Here is a 19,527-nt window from a genome sequence, read left to right as displayed (position 1 = left end):
CATGGCGGCCCCTATCCCGCCAGCACCAACTTCGGCGCCACCAGCGTCGGCACCCTCTCCATCCGCCGCTTCATGCGCCCGGTCTGCTTCCAGAACCTGCCCGACGCGCTGCTGCCGGAAGACGTGCTGTCCACAGACCTGCGCGGCTGACCCCTTTCCCCTTTTCCAGGAGTATTCCCATGATCGCCCCCGATACACTGCGCGAGATCATCCGCCACGGCCTTTTGTCCTTCCCGGTCACCCCGTTCGACGGCGAGGACAATTTCGCCCCCAAGCCCTTCGCGGCGCATCTGGAATGGCTGTCGGGCTTCCCCGTCGCCGGGTTGATCGTCGCGGGCGGCACGGGTGAGCTGTTCTCGCTGACCCCGGCCGAGGTGGTGGAGGTGGTGCGCACGGCGCTGTCCGTGTCGGGCACCGCCCCCGTGATCGCCGGCTGCGGCTATGGCACGAAGATCGCCTGCGACATGGCACGCGAGATCGAGGCGGCGGGCGGCGACGGTATCCTGCTGCTGCCCCATTACCTGACCGAGGCGCCGCAAGAGGGCGTGGCCAACCGCATCCGCGCGGTGTGCAAGGCCACCAACATGGGGGTGATCGTCTACAATCGCGGGCAGGCGCGGGTGTCGGCGGAAACACTGGCGCAGCTGGCGGATGAATGCCCCAACCTCGTCGGCTTCAAGGACGGCACCGGCGATATCGACATGGTGCGCCGGGTGACGGTGATGCTGGGCGACCGGCTGTCCTATATCGGCGGGATGCCGACGCATGAGCTGTTCGCGCAGGCCTACAAGGGGGCGGGAATGCCAACCTATTCGTCGGCCGTGTTCAACTTCGTGCCCGAAACCGCGCTGGAATTCCACGGCGCGCTGATGGCGGGCGACGATGCCACCTGCACCCGGCTGCTGCGTGACTTCTACTATCCCTTCGCCGCCATCCGCGACCGCAAGACCGGCTATGCCGTGTCCGCAATCAAGGCCGGGGTCGCGCTGCGCGGCTTTGCCACCGGCGCGGTGCGCGCCCCGCTGACCGACCTGACCGGCGAAGAGGTCGAGATGATGCAGGCGCTGATCGCCGGTCGCAGCTGATGGCGCGGATCGAACCGGGTGCGCTGGCGGCCTTTGCACAGGCGCTGCTGGCGAGCGCGGGGATGGAGGCGGACAAGGCTGCCGCCACCGCCGCCGTGCTGGTCGAGGGCGACATGATCGGGCATGACACCCATGGTGTCGGCCTGCTGCCCTGGTATATCGACGAGCTGGCAGCGGGGCGGCTGGCGGGGGCTGGCAGCTATGACGTGGTCGCCGATCGCGGCGCCAGCTTCGTGTGGAACGGCAACAGCCTGCCCGGCGCCTGGCTGCTGACCGAGGCGCTGGACCTGGCCTGCGAGCGGGCGCGGGAGTTCGGGGTGGTGACGGGGGTGATCGGCAATGCCCATCACACCTGCGCCCTGTCGGCCTTCATGCGCCGGGTGACGGAGCGCGGGCTGATCGTGCAGATGCACGTGTCGAACCCCGCCGCCTCGCGCGTGGCGCCCTATGGCGGTACCCAGCCGGTGCTGACGCCGAACCCGATTGCGGCGGGGTTTCCGACCTCGGCCGATCCGGTGCTGATCGACGTGTCCTGCTCGATCACCACCACGACCATGACCCAAAGCCTTGCCGCGCGCGGCGAGCGCTTCCCCGAGCCTTGGGCGCTGACCGCTGCGGGCGAGCCGACCGACGACCCGCGCGAGGTGACGGAACGGGGCGGGTCGATGATGCCGCTTGGCGGCGCGCTGAAGGGCCACAAGGGCTATGGGCTTGGGCTGATGGTGGAGTTGCTGGGGCAGGGGCTGTCGGGCCGGGGCCGGGCCAATACACCGGCAGGGCCGCTGGCGCAAAGTGCCTTCCTGCAGGTAATGGACCCCGAGGCCTTTGCCGGCCTTGCCGCCTTTACCGCGCAATCCGACCATCTGGCCGATCTGTGCCGCAGCAACCCGCCTGCCGCCGCCAATGGCGGCCCGGTGCGGGTGCCGGGCGATGCGGCGGCGGCCAAGCGGCGACGCGCATGGGCCGAAGGCGTGCCGGTTGCGGATGCACTGTGGCAGCGGCTGGCGGGGATTGCCGGGGCAGCGGGCGTTGCGGTGCCCGCGGCCGCGTGAGCCCCCCTGCGTCAGCAGGGCCGCAGCATCTCACGCACCCGGCGCAGGACCGGGTTGGCATTCTCGCGCGACCAGCTGGCGAACATGTCGGCATGGCAGGCCAGCGGGCGGGGCAGGGGGCGGAACACGATATTGTCGAAGCTGGCATTGCGCGCGCAGGTCGGGACGATGGCCAACCCGATCCCGGTGCTGACCAGCGACAGGATCGCCTGCGAATGGGTCATCTGCAGCACCACCCGCGGCGCGATACCGGCCTTGTGCAGCAGCCCGGCCAGCATGTCATGCAGATAGCGGGCGGCAGGCGCGAACATGATGAAGGGCTCGCCCTGCAGCGTCTCGGCGGGCGGGCGGCGACGGCTTGCCAGCGGGTGGCCTTGCGGGATCGCCAGCATCATCGGCTCATGCGCGATGCGGAGGCTGTGGATCATGGGGCTGGCGTCCAGCGGGCGCGACAGGCCAAGGTCGATGCGCCCGGCGCGCAGGGCCTCGTCCTGCTCTGCGGTTTCCAGCTGGATCAGCTCCAGCTCCACCCCTGGCAATTCTGTCCGCGCCATGCTCACCAGCTGCGGCAGCACCTCATAGGTTGCCGCGCCGACGAAGCCCACGGTCAGCTTGCCGGACACCACCCGCGCCGCGCGCCGCGTGGCGGTGACCGCGGCGTCAGTCTGGGCCAGCAGGCGTCTGGCCTCGACCAGGAATGCATGGCCCGCGGGGGTCAGCGTCACCCGGCGGCTGGTGCGGTCGAACAGGCGCACGTCGAGCTGCTGTTCCAGTTGCTGGATATGCCGGCTGAGCGGCGGCTGCGAGATGTTCAGGCGCAGCGCGGCGCGGCTGAAATTCAGCTCTTCGGCCAGGATCACGAAGTAGCGGACTTGCAGCAGCTCGATCATCTATTCTGTTTCCGTATCGATTCTGGTCAAAACCGATCTTGGACTTGATGGCGCGAACCGCAATAGCCTTGCCCAACTCCCGCATCATCGAAGGCTGCCCCACATGACCACGACCCCTGACAAGATCGTCTGGATCCGCCTCTCGGCCATCCATCTGCCGCTGAAGAACCCGATCAGCGATGCCAAGGTGCTGACCGGCCGGCAAAAGCCGCTGACCGAGGTCGCCTGCCTCTTTGCCGAAATCGAGACGGTGGAGGGCCATTCCGGCATCGGCTTCAGCTATTCCAAGCGCGCGGGGGGGCCGGGGCAGTTCGAACATGCCAAGGAGATTGCGCCGGTGCTGCTGGGGGAAGACCCCAATGACATCGCCAAGCTGTGGACCAAGCTGGCCTGGGCCGGCGCCTCGGTCGGGCGCAGCGGGCTGGCGGTGCAGGCGATTGCCGCCTTCGACATCGCGCTGTGGGACATGAAGGCCAAGCGGGCGGGGCTGCCGCTGTCCAAGCTGCTGGGGGCGCACCGGGATTCGGTCCAGTGCTACAACACGTCGGGCGGGTTCCTGTCCTCGCCGCTGGAAGAGGTGCTGGACAATGTGGAGCGGTCCATCGAAGAGGGGATCGGCGGTATCAAGATCAAGGTCGGCCAGCCCGACATGGCCGAAGACCTGCGCCGGGTGGAGGCAGTGAACAACAAGATCGGCGGGCGGGTGTCGCTGATGGTCGACGCCAACCAGCAATGGGACCGCCCGGCCGCGATGCGCGCCTGCCGGCAGCTGGAGGCCTTCAACCTCGTCTGGATCGAAGAGCCACTGGATGCCTATGACAGCGAGGGCCATGCCGCGCTGGCGGCCGCGCTGGACACGCCGATTGCCACCGGCGAGATGCTGGCCAGCGTCGCCGAGCATATCGACCTGATCCAGAAGAACGCGGTGGACTTCATCCAACCCGATGCGCCCCGCGTCGGCGGCATCACCCAGTTCCTGCGGATCTGCGCGCTGGCCGAGCAGAAGAAGCTGAAGCTCGCCCCGCATTTCGCCATGGAGATCCACCTGCATTTGGCAGCGGCTTACGAGTTCGAGCCTTGGGTCGAGCATTTCGACTGGCTGGACCCGCTGTTCAACGAGCGGCTGGAAAACAGGAACGGCCGGATGATCGTGCCAAGCCGCCCCGGGCTAGGCTTCACCCTGTCCGATCAGGCCTTGGCGTGGAAACGCGCCGATGCCGAATTCGGCAAGCGTCCCTAGGCCGCAGAGCCCCTGCCAGGATTCAAGCCGTAGCGTGGGGGGAATGCTGCAGGGGGCACTCACAAACTCAGGTCATGACATCAGCCTGCTTCCACTTGCCGCGGAACAGGCGGATGTGGAAGGCGGGCAGCTTGACCAACTCTTCGGCCAGCAGCAGCGAGAAGACCCAGACGGCAGAGAGGTCGAACCACAGGATCATCACCGCCGTCGCCGGCACACGGAACAGCCATTGCGACCAGATGAAGACATGCATGACATAGACCGTCTCGCCCCCGGCCCGCAGGGTGTTGCCGCAGACCGCGTTCGATTCCTTGGGGAAGGGCAGCAGCAGCAGGATCGGCAGGAACTGCGCCAGCGTCGCGCGGGTCTCGGGGTGCAGGTCGGGGTAGAGGATCGGCGTGACCAGCCAGACCAGCAGATAGATCAGCGCGACCAGCGCCGCCGTCACGAAGGCCGCGCGCCAGGCGCTGCTGAGGAAGCGGTCAAGGGCGGGGCCGCGCTGGCCTTGGCCGATCAGTTGCGCGACGATGATGCCCGTGGCCTGTGCCCAGGACATGCCGATGGTGCCGGCGATCATCACCCAGGGCATGATCAGCACCATCGCCGCGAACTGGTTCACGTTGAGGCTGGCGAAGATCATCGTGCAGACGCTGCTGGACAGGGTGGCGCTGATGAAGGTTGCGGCGATGGGCAGGGCGAACAGCAGATGGCCCCTGAAGGCGGGCCAGAACGCCTCCCGCAGCCAGCCCGCGACCCCCAGATAGCTGCCGAAGTGCCGGTGAAACATCAGCGCCAGAAACGCCGTCCGCAGCGCCGAGCCAATCGCGCTGCCCGCGGCGGCGCCGCTGACGCCCATCTCCGGCAGGCCGCCAAGCCCGTGGATCAGCGCGATGCTGGCGCCCACGTTCACCGGCAGCGAGATCAGGTAGCTGTAGAAAGGCAGGCGCGTTCTGCCGCAGGCGTTGAAATGGCTCGACAGGACCAGCGCCACGGCCTCGGCAAGGATCACCAGTAAGAACACGTTCAGGTAGCGCCGGGCATCTGCCGCGATCTGCGGGGTATGGGCGAGGCTGTCCAGCAACCTTCCGCCGTAAAGCAGGACCAGCACGGCCCCGGCACCGGCAACGGCAAGGTTGATGAACAGCCCGCAGTAGAAGCCGGACTTCATCCCCACCTCGCGGCCCGAACCGAAGGCCTGCGCCAGCCGGATCTGGGTTGCCATGGCGAAGGCCGAGAGCATGCCAAGCAGCAGGTTCGCGACGGACCCGGCCACGCCCATGGCGGCAATGGCCGCCTCGCCCAGGCCGGCAACGACATAGGTGTCGATCACGACGATGCCGTGCAGCATGATCGCCATCATCGTCATCGGCCAGGCCATCAGCAGCACGGTGCGATTGGTCGGGGGCGGCAATTCGAGGCGGGAGCTGGACATTCGGGTGGGGGCGTTCTTGTTGGGCGCGCTGCCGCGCGCTGCACGGGGCGGGCAGCGCGGCGTGGCCGTGCCGGGGGCACAGGAAAGGTCAGGCAGACGCGGGATCCGGCTCGAAGTAATGGGCGCTGTCGGCGGTGATGCCCTCGATGGTGGCATCGAGGCGCGAGAGATGGAGCATCCCGGCGGCGACGGCAGCCTCGGCATCCCCCGCCTTGATGGCGCGGACGATCTCTTCGTGATCTGCGATCAGCTGCGGCATCCGTTCGCCCTGGCGCAGGCTGAGGATGCAGAGCCGGTCGACCTTGCTTTTCTCGGCCGAGATCACCTCGAAGGCGAAGGCGACGCCCGCGACGCGGCACAGGGCTTCGTGGAACTCGTAGTCCAGCCGGCTGAAGTTGCGGTAGTCGCCGCTTTGGGCGACCGTGCGCTGTTCGGCCAGGCAGGCGTCCAGCAGCGCCGCGCTGGCCGCATCGCAGCACTTCACCGCCCGGCGCAGCACCTCGGCCTCGACAGCGGCGCGCACGAAGCGCGACTTCTCGATCTCGCGCGCGGAAAAGCGCTTCACCTCGGTGGCGCGCTGCGGGCGGATCACCAGCAGGTCGAGGTTCTCCAGCCGGCTGAACGCATCGCGGACCGGCTGGCGCGACACGCCAAACTGCGCGGCGATGTCGGCCTCGGAAATCTTGTCACCGGGTTTGAGGCGCAGGGAATGGATCTCTTCGTAAAGGTAGTCGAAGATCTGTTCGACGCTGGTCCGTCGATCCCGGGCTGTGGGCAACTGCATCACTCAAACATCCTCTGCCATCTGGCCAAATACCGTGTAGCGCCCGGCCGCGGCGCGTGCGCGGGGCGGGGTGGCGCCATCCTTACCATCTGGGCACCTTTCGCACATAGTCCGGCACATATTTCAGCATCTCGTCCGTGTCATCGCGGTCGACGACCATCACCCGGTTGTAGAGATCGTGCAATTCGGCGACCGCCTCATGGTCAAGCTCCACCCCAAGGCCCGGGCCCTCCGGCACCTGCAGGGTGCCGTCCCGGAACTGCGGGCGGCCGCCCTTGACGATTTCCTTGCTGGACCACGGATAATGGGTGTCGCAATCATAGGTCAGGTTCGGAGTGGCGGCGGCAACGTGGCACATGGCCGCCAGCGAAATGCCAAGGTGGGAGTTGGAGTGCATCGACACCCCAAGCCCCGCCGCGCGGCACATCTCGCCCAGATGGATCGCTCCGGTCGCCCCGCGCCAGTAGTGATGATCGGACAGGATGATCTGCACGGCGTCCTTCTTGACCGCCTCGATGATCTGCTCGAACTCCACCACCACCAGATTGGTGGCCAGCGGCATGTCGATCTGGGCTGACAGCTCTGCCATCGCATCCATGCCGCGGCAGGGGTCTTCGAGGTATTCGAGCACGCCGCTGAGCTGATCGACCACGCGCTTGGCGGTCGGCACGGTCCAAGCGCCCATCGGGTCGATGCGCAGAGGATGGTGGGGGAAAGCCTCGCGCAGCTTCAGCATCGTCTCGACCTCAAGGTCCGGCTCCAGCACGCCGCCCTTCAGCTTCAGCGAGCGGAAGCCGTATTCGCCGACGAAGGTGCGGGCCTGTTCGACAAGGGCATCGGGCGTCATCACCTCGCCCATGATGTCGGGGCCGAAGGTCAGGTCGCGCTTGGCGAACTTGAAGAACAGATAGGCGCCGAACGAGACCGTCTTGCGCTTGGCACCGCCGAGGATGTCGTAGAGCGGGCGGCCGACCTCCTTGCCGCGGATGTCGAGAAGGGCGATCTCGAAGGCGCTGTAGACGACATCGACAAGCTGGTGATCGGCAAGCGCGGTGGGGGCATTGATGCCACCCGCATCCGGCAGGGCGCGTTCGATGCGGGCGCGAAGGTCGCGCAGATCGTAGGGGTCGAGGCCTTCCAGCAGCGGCGCAACCGTTTGCAGGCCGGCCAGCGTGCGCTTGGCACCGTAGGTTTCCGACAGGCCGACAAGGCCGGTATCGGTCTTCACCTGAATGATGGATCGCAGGAACACCGATTGGTGGACGCCCTTGGTATTGGCCAGGGGCACGTCCGGAACGGCGATCGGTGTGACGGTTATTTCGGTGACTCTCATGACGGCTCCCCGGCCCGGCGATTCCTGAAACTATCACTAGTATCCCAGATGCACGACTAGTATACCAGTCTAAACTTCGCTCGAATCGCAGGCATTCCGATGGCTGCCTCGAACGGAGGAGGGGTGGAGGGCGCGCCAGCGACAGGGGTGCGCAGAGAACGGGAGGCGTGATGGCTGGGGTTCGTCTGGAGGGCATCGTCAAGGCCTATGGCGCGTTGCAGGTTGTGCATGGCATCGACCTTGAGGTGGCGGAGAAAGAGTTCGTGGTGCTGGTCGGCCCCTCGGGCTGCGGCAAGTCCACCACGCTGCGGATGATCGCCGGGCTCGAGGAGATCTCGGATGGCGACCTGACCATCGACGGGCGCCGGATGAACCGCGTGGCCCCCAAGGACCGCGACGTCGCGATGGTGTTCCAGAACTACGCGCTCTACCCCCACCTCAACGTCGCCGACAACATCGCCTTCGGCCTGCGCATCCGCAAGGAAAGCAAGGCCAACATCGCCGCGGCGGTGAAGGAGGTCGGCGGCATCCTGGGCCTGACGGAGTATCTGGAGCGGCGCCCTGCGGACCTGTCGGGCGGCCAGCGCCAGCGCGTCGCCATGGGCCGGGCGATCGTGCGGCGGCCCAAGGTGTTCCTGTTCGACGAGCCGCTGTCGAACCTCGACGCCAAGCTGCGCACCCAGATGCGGGCCGAGATCAAGCGCCTGCACAAGCGCCTTGGCGCGACCAGCATCTATGTCACCCACGATCAGGTCGAGGCGATGACGCTGGCCGACCGGATCGTGGTGATGAACAACGGCCGGATCGAGCAGATCGGCACGCCGACGGACCTGTTCCTGCACCCTGCCAACGTGTTCGTGGCGGGCTTCCTTGGCTCGCCGCCGATGAACATGGTGACGGCGCGGATCGTGGAGGGCACCGCCGGCCCGGTCGCCGAAGTCGCGGGTGCCCGCATTCCGCTTGCGCCACTGCCCGCCCTGCAGGGCAGTGCCGGGCGCGAGGTCATCCTGGGCATCCGGCCCGAGTTTGTGGAACTGGCCGCTGCGGACGCACCGGGCGCGGTTCTGGTGGATCTGGATCTGGTCGAGACGCTGGGGTCCGAGGCGCTGCTGCACACCACGCTGGCGGGCGAGCCCTTCGTGATCCGCACCAACACCGTCGGGCGGGCAACGGCGCTCGACAGCGCCGCGGCTTTCACCATCGCGCCGCATCTGATCCGGGTGTTCGATGCCAGGACCGGCGACGCGCTGGCGGGGCAGGGGACCGCGCCATGAGCGAGACCTCCGACATCCCCGGCCAACGCACCGAAACCATCGTCATCGAGGCACGCGAGGCGCAGCGGGATCGCCGCACCGGCCGCGTGCAGCGCATCGGCGACCATCTGAAGCGCGAATGGCAGCTGTATGTGATGCTGCTGCCGACGATCATCTGGCTGGTCATCTTCCTGTACAAGCCGATGTACGGCCTGCAGATCGCGTTCAAGGATTACAGCCTGTTCCGCGGCGTGGCCGGCAGCGCCTGGATCGGGCTGGAGCATTTCGACACGCTGTTCAACAACGACCAGTTCCTGCGGGCGCTGCGCAACACCGTCATCATCAGCTTCTACGGGCTGATCTTCGGCTTTCCGGTGCCGATCATCCTGGCGGTGATGTTCAACGAGGTCCTGCATCAGAAGTTCAAGAAGACCGCGCAGACCATCGTCTACCTGCCGCACTTCATCTCCTCGGTGATCATCGCGGGGATCGTCATTACCGCCTTCTCGCCCTCGGCGGGGATCGTGAACACGATGCTGGGCTGGTTCGGGATGGACCCGGTCTACTTCCTGACCAAGCCCGAATGGTTCCGCCCGATCTTCGTGGGCACTGGCATCTGGCAAGAGGCGGGCTTCCAGTCCATCGTGTACCTTGCGGCCATCGCCGGGATTTCGCCCACGCTGTACGAAAGCGCCGTTGTCGACGGGGCCTCGCGCTGGCAGATGATCTGGAAGATCACGCTGCCTTCGATCCTGCCGACGATCATCATCATGCTGATCATCCGCATCGGCAACATGCTCGAAGTGTCGTTCGAGATGATCATCCTGCTGTATCAGCCCGCGACCTACGAGACCGCCGATGTGGTGAACACCTTCATCTACCGGCAGGGCATCCAGGGCGGGCAATACGACCTTGCCGCCGCCGCGGGCCTCTTCAACGCCGTCGTGGCCTTTGCGCTGGTGATGACCGCCAACACCATCTCGAAGCGCTATTCGCGCACGTCACTGTGGTGAGGGGGACAACGCCATGGCCAACATGAATCTCTATTCGCGTGGGGACCGGCTGTTCGTCATCGTCAACATGGCGCTGATCGGGCTGTTCACCATCTCCACCCTCTATCCATTCATCTACATCGCCTCGCTGTCGCTGAGCACCGGGTTCGAAGCGCGGGCCGGGAACGTGGTGCTGACACCCGTGGGTTTCACGCTGGAGGCCTACAAGCAGGTGCTGTCCGAGCCGGAGTTCTGGACCTCGTACCGCAACACCTTCATCTACACGATCGGCGGCACGCTGATGAGCCTGCTGTTCATCATCCCCGGCGCCTATGCGCTGTCGCGGCCGCAGCTCTATGGTCGGCGGTTCTGGAACCTGATGGTGGCCTTCACCATGTGGTTCAACGCGGGCCTGATCCCGTTCTTCCTGAACATGCGCGACCTTGGCCTGCTGGACAGTTACTTCGGCATCATCATCGGCTTCGCGGTCAACGGCTTCAACATCATCTTGCTGCGCAACTTCTTCGAGGCGATCCCGCAAAGCTTTGAAGAGGCGGCCCGGATGGACGGCGCCAACGAATTTCAGGTGCTGTGGAAGGTCTATATCCCGCTGTCGAAACCCGCCATCGCCACCGTTGCGCTATTCTGCATCGTGGCGCGGTGGAACGGATTCTTCTGGGCGATGGTCCTGTTGCAGGACAAGGACAAGATCCCGCTGCAGGTCTACCTGCGGCAGGTCATCGTCGCGCTGTCGGATGACGAGGAATTCGCCAACACGCTGATGAGCTCTGCCTATTCGTTCGAAACGGTCAGCGCCGCGATCATCGTCTGTTCGATCATCCCGATCCTGATCATCTACCCCTTCCTCCAGAAGTATTTCAGCAAGGGCATCTTGCTGGGCGGGGTGAAGGAATGACCGTGTTTCGCAAAGAGGAGGAGACTATGCGAAATCTGACGCTGACCCTTGCCATTCTGGGCACCACGGCGCTGACCGCGCCGGCCTGGGCGCAGGACGCCCACAAGATCGTCGACGAACCGCTGGAGCTGACGATTCACATGCACTGGCCGCGCTCGCAGGGCTATGACGAGACCTACCCGGTCGAGCGGGCGGCGCGCGAGATGACCAACATCCATCTCATCGACCGGACGGCGGGCAAGAACTCCACCGACCATAACGAGGCGATGAACCTGCTGCTGGCGCAGGGTGACCTGCCCGACATCGTCGGCGGCAACCGGATCAAGGATGCGGTCAACCAATACGGGCCCGAAGGCGCCTTCGTGCCGCTGAACGACCTGATCGAGGAGCACGCCCCGAACATCAAGGCGTTCTTCGACGAGCGGCCAGAGCTGTTTCAGGCGATCGCCTCCTGGGATGGCAATGTCTACTACATCCCCTACCTGCCCGACGGGAAGTTCGGCCGCGCCTGGTATGTCCGGCAGGACTGGCTGGACAAGCTGGGGCTGGAGCAGCCGACGACCGTGGAGGAATATTACACGGTCCTGAAGGCGTTCCGCGAGCAAGACCCCAACGGCAACGGCAAGAAGGACGAGATCCCCTTCTTCGCGCGCCAGTGGGAAGAGGTCATCCGCCTTGTCACCCTGTGGGACGGCCGGTCCAGCGGGTCGGACACCTATCACGACTTCTTCGTCGATGAGGGCGAGATCCGGCACCCCTATGCACAGGTCGAGTATCGCGAGGGCATCAAGAACATCGCCCAGTGGTATGCCGAGGGGCTGATCGACCCCGAGATCTTCACCCGCGGCGCCAGCTCGCGCGATTATCTTCTGTCGGAAAACCTTGGCGGATCGACCCATGACTGGTTCGCCTCGACCTCGGGCTACAACGTGGCGCTGCAGGACCGGGTGGAGGGGCTGAACTTCATCCCGTTCCTGCCGCCTGCCTCGGTCAGCGGCGTGCGGATGGAAGAGCACCGCCGCATCCCGATCAAGCCCGATGGCTGGGCGATCAGCTACATGAACGAGAACCCGGTCGAGACGATCAAGTATTTCGACTTCTGGTTCACCGAGGAGGGCCGCCTGCTGGCCAATTTCGGTGTCGAGGGCGAGACCTGGGACATGGTCGACGGCGAGCCGGTCTACAAGCCCGAGGTGCTGAACAGCGACTCGCCGGTCAACAGCCAGATGTATCTGGTCGGCGCGCAGATCCAGCGCGGCTACTGGCAGGACTACCGCTATGAAATCCAGTGGACCAGCGAAGAGGCCCTGGCGGGGATCGAGCTTTACGAGGCGAATGACCTCTTGATCCCCGACTTCCTCGGCGTGTCGTTCACCAAGGAAGAACAGGCCGTCTATGACCGCCACTGGCCGTCGATCATGACCTACATGCTGGAACGCCAGCAGGCCTGGATCCTGGGCACCGGCGATGTCGAGGCGGATTGGGACAGCTACACCAACACGCTGAACAAGATGGGCTACCAGGACGTCATCGACGTGATGAACTCGGCCTACAAGCGGCAATACGGCTGATCCTTCCGGGGCGCGGCCTTGGTCGCGCCCCTTCCAACCGAACCTGACGAGAAAGCGATCCGATGTCCGGCAATACCCTTCCTGCGCTCGATGAACCCAAGACCGGGGGCCTGACCGTCCGCTATGCACCGGCCGAGGCCGCCGAGGTCGTCGAGAACCCGCCGCGGTTTTCCTGGCTGCCGGTGATCGAGGACGAGGCGACCTATGTGCTGCGGATCTCGGCCGATCCTGGGTTTCCGGCCGGCAGCACCCGCACCTACGCTCGCCTGCCGCTGAACTTCTTCACGCCCGATGCGGTGCTGGACCCCGGCACGCATCACTGGTCCTACGCCGTCTGCGACCCGGCAACCGGCGCCCCGGTGACGGGCTGGAGCAAGACGCGCAGCTTCCATCTGGCGACCGGCCTGCCCGAAACGCCGTTGCCCGCCCGCGATCGGCGCTTCAAGGGTGCCAGCCGCGCGCACCCGCGCCTGTGGCTGACGCCGGACCGGCTGGCGGCGTTCAAGGAGGCCGTCGCGGCTGATCCCGATCATTGCACCTGGGCGACGTTCTACGAGGCCTCGGCGCGGCCCTGGATGGACCGCGAGATCATGGCGGAACCTGTCGGCTACCCCGGGCACAAGCGCATCGCCTCGGTCTGGCGGCAGACCTATATCGACTGCCAGGAACTCCTGTACGCGATCCGCCACATGGCCATCGCCGGGCAGGTGACAGGCGATCCCGCGATGCTGGAGCGGGCGAAGGCGTGGCTGCTGAGCGCGGCCGCCTGGAACCCCGCCGGCACCACCTCGCGCGTCTATACCGACGAATGGGCGTTCCGGGTGAACCTGGCGCTGGCCTGGGGCTATGACTGGCTGCATGACCAACTGACCGAGGACGAACGCGCGCTGGTCCGCAAGGCCCTTCTGGTGCGCACCCGCGAGACCGCCGACCACATCATCAAGAACGCCAAGATCCACCTGTTCCCCTTCGACAGCCACGCTGTGCGCGCCGTGTCGGCCGTGCTGATCCCCGCCGCGATCGCGCTGCTGGATGACGAACCCGAGGCCGAGGAGTGGCTGCACTATTCGGCAGAGTTCCTGTTCACCCTCTACTCGCCCTGGGGCGACGAGGACGGTGGCTGGGCCGAGGGGCCGCACTACTGGATGACGGGCATGGCCTATCTGATCGACGCGGCCAACCTGCTGAAGGGCTACTCGGGCCTCGACCTCTACCGCCGGCCGTTCTTCCAGAAGACCGGGGATTTCCCGCTGTACACCAAGGCGCCGGACACCCGCCGCGCGACCTTTGGCGATGACAGTTCGCTTGGCGATCTGCCTTCGGTCAAGATCGGCTACAACCTGCGCCAGTTCGCCGGGGTCACCGGCAACGGCGCCTATCAGTGGTATTACGACGAGATCCGCCGCACCAACCCGGGCACCGAAAAGGCCTTCTACAACTGGGGCTGGTGGGACTTCCATTTCGACGAGATGCTGTACCGGTCCGACTTCCCGATCATCGAGGGCGCGGGCCCGGCTGAGGGCGACAGCTTCCGCTGGTTCAAGGGCACCGGCTGGGTGGCAATCCAGCACCGGATGCAGGAGCCGGGCGAGCATCTCCAGTTCGTCATGAAATCCTCGCCCTTCGGGTCGGTCAGCCACAGCCACGGCGACCAGAACGCCTTTTGCCTTGCGGCCTTTGGCGAGGATCTGGCGATCCAGTCCGGGCATTACGTCGCCTTCAACAGCACCATGCACAAGCACTGGCGCCGCGACACCCGGTCGAAGAACGCCATCCTGATCGACGGCAAGGGCCAGTATTCGGGCGACAACAAGGCAGAGGCGATGGCCGCCGCGGGCCGGATCGTGACGGCCGAGGAGCGGGGCGACCATGTGTTCATCCGCGGCGATGCGACCGCCGCCTACAAGCTGCTGTCGCCTGCGGTGACGTCGGTGCTGCGCGACGTGTATGTGGTGAACAAAGAATACCTCGTCATCGTCGACAACATCGACGCGGATGAACCCGTCGCCATCGACTGGCTGCTGCACGCCAGTGCGCCAATGGCCCTTGGCGACAGCTCATTCCGCTACACGGGGGATCGGGGGGGCTTCTACGGCCAGATCCTGTGGTCCGAGGCCGGCGCGCCGAAGCTGTCGCAGGAAACCGGTTTCCCCGGCGTCGATCCGTCCGAGATCGAGGGGCTGCCGGTCAGCACCTGCCTGACCGCCCGCTTCCCCAAGGCGGTGCGCCACCAGATCGCCACGCTGATCGTGCCCTATCCGGCGGCCGCGCCGCGCCGCGTGTTCTCGTTCCTCGATGACCAGGGCTACGACTGCAACCTCTACTTCACCGATGCCGAGGACCGGACCTTCAAGGTCGTGCTCCCCAAGACGTTCGATGTCGGCCGCGTGCCGGCCGCCAGCCCTGCCAAAAAGGAAAACGCATGAAACTCAACGGAAAAACCGCAATCGTCACCGGCGGCGGCCGCGACATCGGGCGCGCCTGCGCGCTGCGGCTGGCGGCGGAAGGGGCAAGTGTCGCCATCAACTACTTCTCCAGCAGTGCGGGCGCCGAGGCGGCCGCCGAAGAGATCCGCGCCAAGGGCGGCAAGGCCTTCGCCCTTCAGGGCGACCTGAGCGCCGAAGCGGATGTGGCGGCGCTGGTCGGCCGGACGGTAGAAGAGTTCGGCGGCGTCGACATCCTCGTGAACAACTCCGGCGGCATGATCGCGCGCAAGAAGATTACCGAAATGTCGCTGGACCACTGGCGCGCGGTCATGGACCTGAACCTGACAAGCACCTTCCTCATGATCAAGGAATGCCTGCCGCATATGTCGGCAGGGGCCATCGTCAACCTTGCCAGCCAGGCGGGGCGCGATGGCGGCGGGCCGGGGGCGATCCCCTATGCCACCTCCAAGGGGGCGGTCATGACCCTGACGCGCGGGCTCGCCAAGGAGCTTGGCCCCAGGATCCGCGTCAATGCGCTTTGCCCCGGCATGATCGACACCGATTTCCACAACGTCCACACCAAGGACGAGGTTCGCCGCAATGTCGAGGCGGCCACCCCCGTCAAGCGGCAGGGCACTCCCGAGGATATCGCGAACCTCGTGCTGTTCCTCGCCTGCGAGGACTCGGCCTTCATCACCGGGGCCAATGTCGATATCAATGGCGGCATGTTCTTCAGCTGACATCGGACAAGGAACGCGAAGATGACCAAGTATCCCGTTGTAACGACAGGCGAAGGTGTGACGCGGCAGGTGCTGGCCGATCACCCGGATCTTATGGTGGTGGCGTTCCGCTTTGCAGCCGAGGGCGCGGAGGGCGCGCTGCATAACCATCCGCATGTGCAATCGACCTTCGTCGAAAGCGGCCGGTTCCGGTTCTTCCTTGGCGAGGAGGAACGCGAGGTGGGCCCCGGCGACAGCTTCGTCATTCCCTCGGGCCTGACCCATGGCTGCGTTTGCCTGACGCCGGGCACGCTGGTGGATTGCTTCACCCCGCGCCGCGACGACTTCCTGTAGGCACTGCTGCCGTCAGCCCCGCCCCTCCGGCAGCAGCATCAACTGCAGATGGCTCCCCGCGCCCGTGCCAACGTGAAGGCTGTTCACCGCGACACGGGTGCGGCGCGAGGTGCCCTCGGGCTCCCCCGTGTTGGGGTTGATGTCGTATTTTGGGAAGTTCGACGACGAGATGTCCAGCCGGATCCGGTGCCCCTTGGCAAAGCGATTGGCAGTGGCAAAGGGCGTGATGGTGATGTCGAACGCGCCTTCATCGGCCCCGACCGGTTCCGGCGCGTCGAACCCGTTGCGGTAGCGCACCCGGAAGATGCCGTCGGTGATGTTCAGCGCATAGCCGCGCGGATAGTCGGCCGAGGGCGGATAGACATCGACCAGCTTGGCGGTGAAATCGGTGTCGGGCGCATCGGTCGACACCCGCAGCCGCGCCGTCACCGGGCCTGCGATGACCATGTCTTCCACAAGCGGCGCGGTCTCGAAGCTCAGTACATCGGGCCGTGCCGTCAGCGGCATCCCCGGCGCGGTGCAGCCGAAGAGCCCCTCCGCCTCCACCTGATCGAAGCCGCCGCCCGCGAAGATCGGCTCGCCCGAGGTCAGCGATCCGCCGATGGTCGGCACCGGGCTGCGCGGGTCATAGTCGTAGGACAGCACCGCATCCGCGCCCGCGTCCTCGCCAAGGCTCATGTCGGCGCGCAGATGCAGGGTCAGCGGCACCGCCTCGGGCACTGGCCAGTCGGTGGTCTCGATCCAGCGCCCGCCGTGGTCCAGGTGGCCCTCGGCCGTCTTGCGCCCGGTTCCGCCGCCCATCACGAACAGATGCACCCGTCCGTCCAGCACCGGCGCCGGTTCATCCTTCAGCCAGCGCGCGAAGAACTTCAGCCGATAGGCCAGCCAGTCGCTGTCCACCTGCCCATCGAAGGTCGCCTCCGCCCCGAAATCTACATCGCCAAACACCCGTTCGGACCGGTTGCCGTGGGTCCAGGGGCCCATGATCAGCGTCAGCGGCCGGGCCGCATCGCCCTTCAGGCCGGTGAAATTCTCCAGCGTGGTCTGCACATAGGCGTCATACCAGCTCGACATGAAGATGATCGGCACCTTGGGGAAGGTGTCGTAATAGCCCGCCGCCCACAGGCCCGTCTTCTTCCAGAACGCATCGAAGGTGCCGTGCTGCCACTGGTCCAGCAGATAGGCCTCGTAGTCCGGATCCCATTTCACCGGCGAGCGGCCCTTGGTCCAGGGCGTGCGCGCCATCCAGCCGTGCAGATCCTCGGCCTCGATGGCGCGCAGGATCGCGGGGTCGGCCACGGAAGCCGGGCTTTCCATCGCGCGGTTATAGGCCCAGGTGGCCTGCTTCATCTCCAGCGCGCCGCCCTGGCGGATGCCGCAGGTGAAGGCGTTGGAAAAGCCGCCCGAATCCACCGCCATGCAGGCAAGGCCCGGCGGGTTGAGGCAGGCCAGCGCCATCTGCACATGGGCGTCATAGCTGAGGCCCATGGTGCCGATGCGCGAATTGCTCCACGGCTGCGCGTCGATCCAGACCATGGAATCATAGCCGTCCTCGGCCTCGTTCACATATTTGGTGAATGCGCCCTCGGATCCATAGCGGCCCCGGCAGTCCTGCCAGATGACGATATAGCCTTCGCGCACCAGCAGCCGTGCAAGCTCGGGCCGGCTGTAGGAGGTGGGGCGCGCCACGGACAATTCTGTCCGCGGCGTGCCCGACTTGTCATAGGGCGTGCGTTCGAAGATCACCGGAAGCGGTGCGTCGAGGGGGCGGCCGCCCTTTGCCGGGCGGTAGATGTCGGTGGCAAGATGCACACCGTCGCGCATCGGGATCATCACATCACGATGGACGACGATGCCGTCTTCCACCGGCTCCGCGGGCGAGAGGGCGACCTGCAAGTTCATTCCACGCTCCGCACGTTCTGGGGCAGCGTGTCTTCGGAAAGGCCCGCCGAGATTTCCAGCCCGTCGCGCAGGCCCCAGTGGATTACCTGCCAGTACAGCGGCACGACCGGTGTTTCGGCGAAGACAAGCCGCGTTGCGCCTTCGAGCATGGTGATCCGCGTGGCCTCATCGAACTCCTGGTTCGCCGCGTTCACGGCCGCGTCGAACTCGGGGTTCGAGAAGCGGACGCGGTTGAAGGCGCCGACGCCGGCATCCTTGTCATAGCTGTGCAGCAGCGCCTGCAGGCTGGGGCCAGAGGTCGGGGTGGAGGACCCGAGCGAGAACACGAACGCGCCGTAATCGCCTGCCGTCGCCGCCTTGGAATAGACGTTGTAAGGGAAGACCTGCACGCCGGTCACCTTCAGCCCGCCGCGGGTCAGCATCTGGCCAAGCGCCTGCGCCAGATCGGCATCGCCTGGGAAGCGGTCGTTGGAGGAAGAGATGGTGATGCCGAAGCCTTCGGGATAGCCCGCCTCGGCCAGCAGCGCGCGGGCCTGTTCCGGATCGGGCTGGTCGGGGGTCACGTCGGCGGCATGGCCCCCCAGCACCTCGGGCACCAGTTGCCCGGCGGGAACGCCCGATCCGCCAAGGATGCGGTCCACGATCAGTTGCCGGTCGATCATCAGCGATACGGCCTTGCGCACGCGGGGGTCCTTGAAGGGGTTCTCGGACAGCGGCTCGCCGTTGATGTCTGTCACGCCGGGGGCGGTATCGCCGCGCATCGACAGGCCCAGATAGATGATGCGGCCCGACTGCGCCGAATAGATGTTGAAGCCTTCGCTGTTCTCGATCGTGGCCACGTCGGTCGGCGGCACCGCGTCGATCACGTCCACCGCGCCCGACAGCAGGGCCGCCACCCGCGCGGCATCGTTCGAGATGAAGCGCACCTCGACATCCTTGAACTCGGGCGCGTCGCCGTAGAAGCCGTCATAGGCCTCAAGGTCCAGCGCCTCGCCCGGGGTCCAGGACACGAACTTGTAGGGCCCGGTGCCGACAGCCACTTCGGCGGTCATGAAATCCTCGCTGCTCCGGCCTTCGGAGGCGGCTTTCGAGATGATGAAGACCCGCCCGATGTCTTCCATCAGCGTCGGCGCGGGATCTTTGGTGGTGATGCGGATGGTCAGGTCATCGACCTTTTCCATGCCCGCGACCGCGGACACCTGATCGGTATAGGGCGCGGGCGAGTTCGGCACCTCATCCGCCCGCTCCAGCGAGAAGATCACGTCATCGGCGGTGAAGGGGTTGCCGTCGTGGAAGGTCACGCCCTCGCGCAGCTTGATCTCCCAGGTGATCGCGTCGATATTCTGCCAGCTTTCGGCAAGGCCGGGGCTGACCTGCAGGTTCGCGTCGAACTCCACCAGACGCCCGAAGATCATCGTCGAGGTCATCTGGTTGTTGCCGGTCCGCGAGAATTGCGGGTCGATCGAGGATTGCTCGCTCGACCGGCCGATGGTCAGGTCCTGCGCCAGCGACGGCAGGGCCGTTCCGCACAGCAGCGCCGCGAGGGCGGCGGATTTCATGGTGGTCATCGGTAGTCTC

16 protein-coding genes are annotated in these 19,527 nt (G+C 65.9%); 10 read left to right on the top strand and 6 right to left on the bottom strand.

Annotation, left to right across the window (positions count from 1 at the left end):
- Positions 1–182 precede the first annotated feature (182 nt).
- Both GVY41_RS08825 and GVY41_RS08820 read left to right on the top strand, forming a co-directional pair.
- Positions 183–1,085, top strand: coding sequence for a 5-dehydro-4-deoxyglucarate dehydratase (locus tag GVY41_RS08825; RefSeq protein WP_373283286.1), 903 nt, complete (start codon positions 183–185; stop codon positions 1,083–1,085).
- Positions 1,085–2,137 carry an Ldh family oxidoreductase gene (locus GVY41_RS08820; protein WP_161344861.1) on the top strand — a complete coding sequence of 351 codons (1,053 nt, stop codon included), beginning with the start codon at positions 1,085–1,087 and terminating at the stop codon, positions 2,135–2,137. The genes GVY41_RS08825 and GVY41_RS08820 overlap by 1 nt, the downstream gene beginning before the upstream one ends.
- 11 nt (positions 2,138–2,148) lie before the next feature.
- Here the strand turns inward: GVY41_RS08820 and GVY41_RS08815 are convergent, their stop codons facing one another.
- The gene (locus tag GVY41_RS08815; protein ID WP_161344863.1) at positions 2,149–3,027 is read right to left on the bottom strand and encodes a LysR family transcriptional regulator; all 879 of its coding nucleotides are present in this window, start codon (positions 3,025–3,027) and stop codon (positions 2,149–2,151) included.
- A 103-nt stretch (positions 3,028–3,130) separates the two neighbouring features.
- Here GVY41_RS08815 and GVY41_RS08810 point away from each other — a divergent pair, with 103 nt between their 5' ends.
- On the top strand, positions 3,131–4,267 hold the full coding sequence (locus GVY41_RS08810) for an L-talarate/galactarate dehydratase (protein ID WP_161344865.1): 1,137 nt from the start codon (positions 3,131–3,133) through the stop codon (positions 4,265–4,267).
- Positions 4,268–4,334: 67 nt separating this feature from the next.
- Here the strand turns inward: GVY41_RS08810 and GVY41_RS08805 are convergent, their stop codons facing one another.
- The 3 genes from GVY41_RS08805 to GVY41_RS08795 form a co-directional block, all read right to left on the bottom strand.
- Complete coding sequence (locus GVY41_RS08805; RefSeq protein WP_161344867.1) at positions 4,335–5,699, bottom strand: MATE family efflux transporter; 1,365 nt, start codon at positions 5,697–5,699, stop codon at positions 4,335–4,337.
- Between the two features lie 88 nt (positions 5,700–5,787).
- A complete protein-coding gene (locus GVY41_RS08800) occupies positions 5,788–6,483 on the bottom strand; it encodes a GntR family transcriptional regulator (RefSeq protein ID WP_161344869.1) in 696 nt (231 codons plus the stop codon).
- 82 nt (positions 6,484–6,565) lie between these two features.
- Positions 6,566–7,816: an enolase C-terminal domain-like protein gene (locus GVY41_RS08795; protein ID WP_161344871.1), complete on the bottom strand. Its 1,251-nt coding sequence runs from the start codon at positions 7,814–7,816 to the stop codon at positions 6,566–6,568.
- Between the two features lie 170 nt (positions 7,817–7,986).
- On the opposite strand from GVY41_RS08795, the gene GVY41_RS08790 reads away from it, so the two are divergent.
- The 7 genes from GVY41_RS08790 (at position 7,987) to GVY41_RS08760 (ending at position 16,047) form a co-directional block, all read left to right on the top strand.
- The gene (locus tag GVY41_RS08790) at positions 7,987–9,090 is read left to right on the top strand and encodes an ABC transporter ATP-binding protein (RefSeq protein ID WP_161344873.1); all 1,104 of its coding nucleotides are present in this window, start codon (positions 7,987–7,989) and stop codon (positions 9,088–9,090) included.
- Positions 9,087–10,082, top strand: coding sequence for an ABC transporter permease (locus GVY41_RS08785; RefSeq protein WP_161344875.1), 996 nt, complete (start codon positions 9,087–9,089; stop codon positions 10,080–10,082). Before GVY41_RS08790 ends, GVY41_RS08785 begins: the two co-directional genes overlap by 4 nt.
- 13 nt (positions 10,083–10,095) lie before the next feature.
- Complete coding sequence (locus tag GVY41_RS08780) at positions 10,096–10,977, top strand: carbohydrate ABC transporter permease (protein WP_161344877.1); 882 nt, start codon at positions 10,096–10,098, stop codon at positions 10,975–10,977.
- Between the two features lie 26 nt (positions 10,978–11,003).
- Positions 11,004–12,548 (top strand): type 2 periplasmic-binding domain-containing protein, encoded by a 1,545-nt coding sequence (locus GVY41_RS08775; protein WP_161344879.1) that lies wholly within the window; start codon positions 11,004–11,006, stop codon positions 12,546–12,548.
- Positions 12,549–12,610: 62 nt separating this feature from the next.
- On the top strand, positions 12,611–14,974 hold the full coding sequence (locus tag GVY41_RS08770) for a DUF4962 domain-containing protein (RefSeq protein WP_161344881.1): 2,364 nt from the start codon (positions 12,611–12,613) through the stop codon (positions 14,972–14,974).
- Complete coding sequence (locus tag GVY41_RS08765) at positions 14,971–15,714, top strand: SDR family NAD(P)-dependent oxidoreductase (RefSeq protein ID WP_161344883.1); 744 nt, start codon at positions 14,971–14,973, stop codon at positions 15,712–15,714. Before GVY41_RS08770 ends, GVY41_RS08765 begins: the two co-directional genes overlap by 4 nt.
- A gap of 21 nt (positions 15,715–15,735) precedes the next feature.
- Positions 15,736–16,047, top strand: a complete 312-nt coding sequence (locus GVY41_RS08760) for a cupin domain-containing protein (protein ID WP_161344885.1) — start codon at positions 15,736–15,738, stop codon at positions 16,045–16,047.
- Positions 16,048–16,059: 12 nt separating this feature from the next.
- On the opposite strand, the gene GVY41_RS08755 is transcribed toward GVY41_RS08760, so the two are convergent.
- Together GVY41_RS08755 and GVY41_RS08750 are read right to left on the bottom strand one after the other, a co-directional pair.
- Positions 16,060–17,949 carry a CocE/NonD family hydrolase gene (locus GVY41_RS08755; protein WP_202456085.1) on the bottom strand — a complete coding sequence of 630 codons (1,890 nt, stop codon included), beginning with the start codon at positions 17,947–17,949 and terminating at the stop codon, positions 16,060–16,062.
- Positions 17,946–19,517, bottom strand: coding sequence for an ABC transporter substrate-binding protein (locus GVY41_RS08750; RefSeq protein ID WP_161344887.1), 1,572 nt, complete (start codon positions 19,515–19,517; stop codon positions 17,946–17,948). The genes GVY41_RS08755 and GVY41_RS08750 overlap by 4 nt, the downstream gene beginning before the upstream one ends.
- Between the last annotated feature and the right edge of the window lie 10 nt (positions 19,518–19,527).

The organism is Frigidibacter albus, assembly GCF_009908165.1.
Classification (GTDB): Bacteria; Pseudomonadota; Alphaproteobacteria; order Rhodobacterales; family Rhodobacteraceae; genus Frigidibacter; species Frigidibacter albus.
The sequence above is the reverse complement of the archived record's forward strand: the minus strand, read 5'-3'. Positions and strand labels throughout refer to the sequence as shown.

Bases quoted from the DNA above. Each gene is read 5' to 3' on its own strand.
- GVY41_RS08820 (WP_161344861.1), top strand. From the start codon at position 1,085: ATGGCGCGGATCGAACCGGGTGCGCTGGCGGCCTTTGCACAGGCGCTG.
- GVY41_RS08815 (WP_161344863.1), bottom strand. From the start codon at position 3,027: ATGATCGAGCTGCTGCAAGTCCGCTACTTCGTGATCCTGGCCGAAGAG.
- GVY41_RS08810 (WP_161344865.1), top strand. From the start codon at position 3,131: ATGACCACGACCCCTGACAAGATCGTCTGGATCCGCCTCTCGGCCATC.
- GVY41_RS08805 (WP_161344867.1), bottom strand. From the start codon at position 5,699: ATGTCCAGCTCCCGCCTCGAATTGCCGCCCCCGACCAATCGCACCGTG.
- GVY41_RS08800 (WP_161344869.1), bottom strand. From the start codon at position 6,483: ATGCAGTTGCCCACAGCCCGGGATCGACGGACCAGCGTCGAACAGATC.
- GVY41_RS08795 (WP_161344871.1), bottom strand. From the start codon at position 7,816: ATGAGAGTCACCGAAATAACCGTCACACCGATCGCCGTTCCGGACGTG.
- GVY41_RS08790 (WP_161344873.1), top strand. From the start codon at position 7,987: ATGGCTGGGGTTCGTCTGGAGGGCATCGTCAAGGCCTATGGCGCGTTG.
- GVY41_RS08785 (WP_161344875.1), top strand. From the start codon at position 9,087: ATGAGCGAGACCTCCGACATCCCCGGCCAACGCACCGAAACCATCGTC.
- GVY41_RS08780 (WP_161344877.1), top strand. From the start codon at position 10,096: ATGGCCAACATGAATCTCTATTCGCGTGGGGACCGGCTGTTCGTCATC.
- GVY41_RS08775 (WP_161344879.1), top strand. From the start codon at position 11,004: ATGCGAAATCTGACGCTGACCCTTGCCATTCTGGGCACCACGGCGCTG.
- GVY41_RS08770 (WP_161344881.1), top strand. From the start codon at position 12,611: ATGTCCGGCAATACCCTTCCTGCGCTCGATGAACCCAAGACCGGGGGC.
- GVY41_RS08765 (WP_161344883.1), top strand. From the start codon at position 14,971: ATGAAACTCAACGGAAAAACCGCAATCGTCACCGGCGGCGGCCGCGAC.
- GVY41_RS08760 (WP_161344885.1), top strand. From the start codon at position 15,736: ATGACCAAGTATCCCGTTGTAACGACAGGCGAAGGTGTGACGCGGCAG.
- GVY41_RS08755 (WP_202456085.1), bottom strand. From the start codon at position 17,949: ATGAACTTGCAGGTCGCCCTCTCGCCCGCGGAGCCGGTGGAAGACGGC.
- GVY41_RS08750 (WP_161344887.1), bottom strand. From the start codon at position 19,517: ATGACCACCATGAAATCCGCCGCCCTCGCGGCGCTGCTGTGCGGAACG.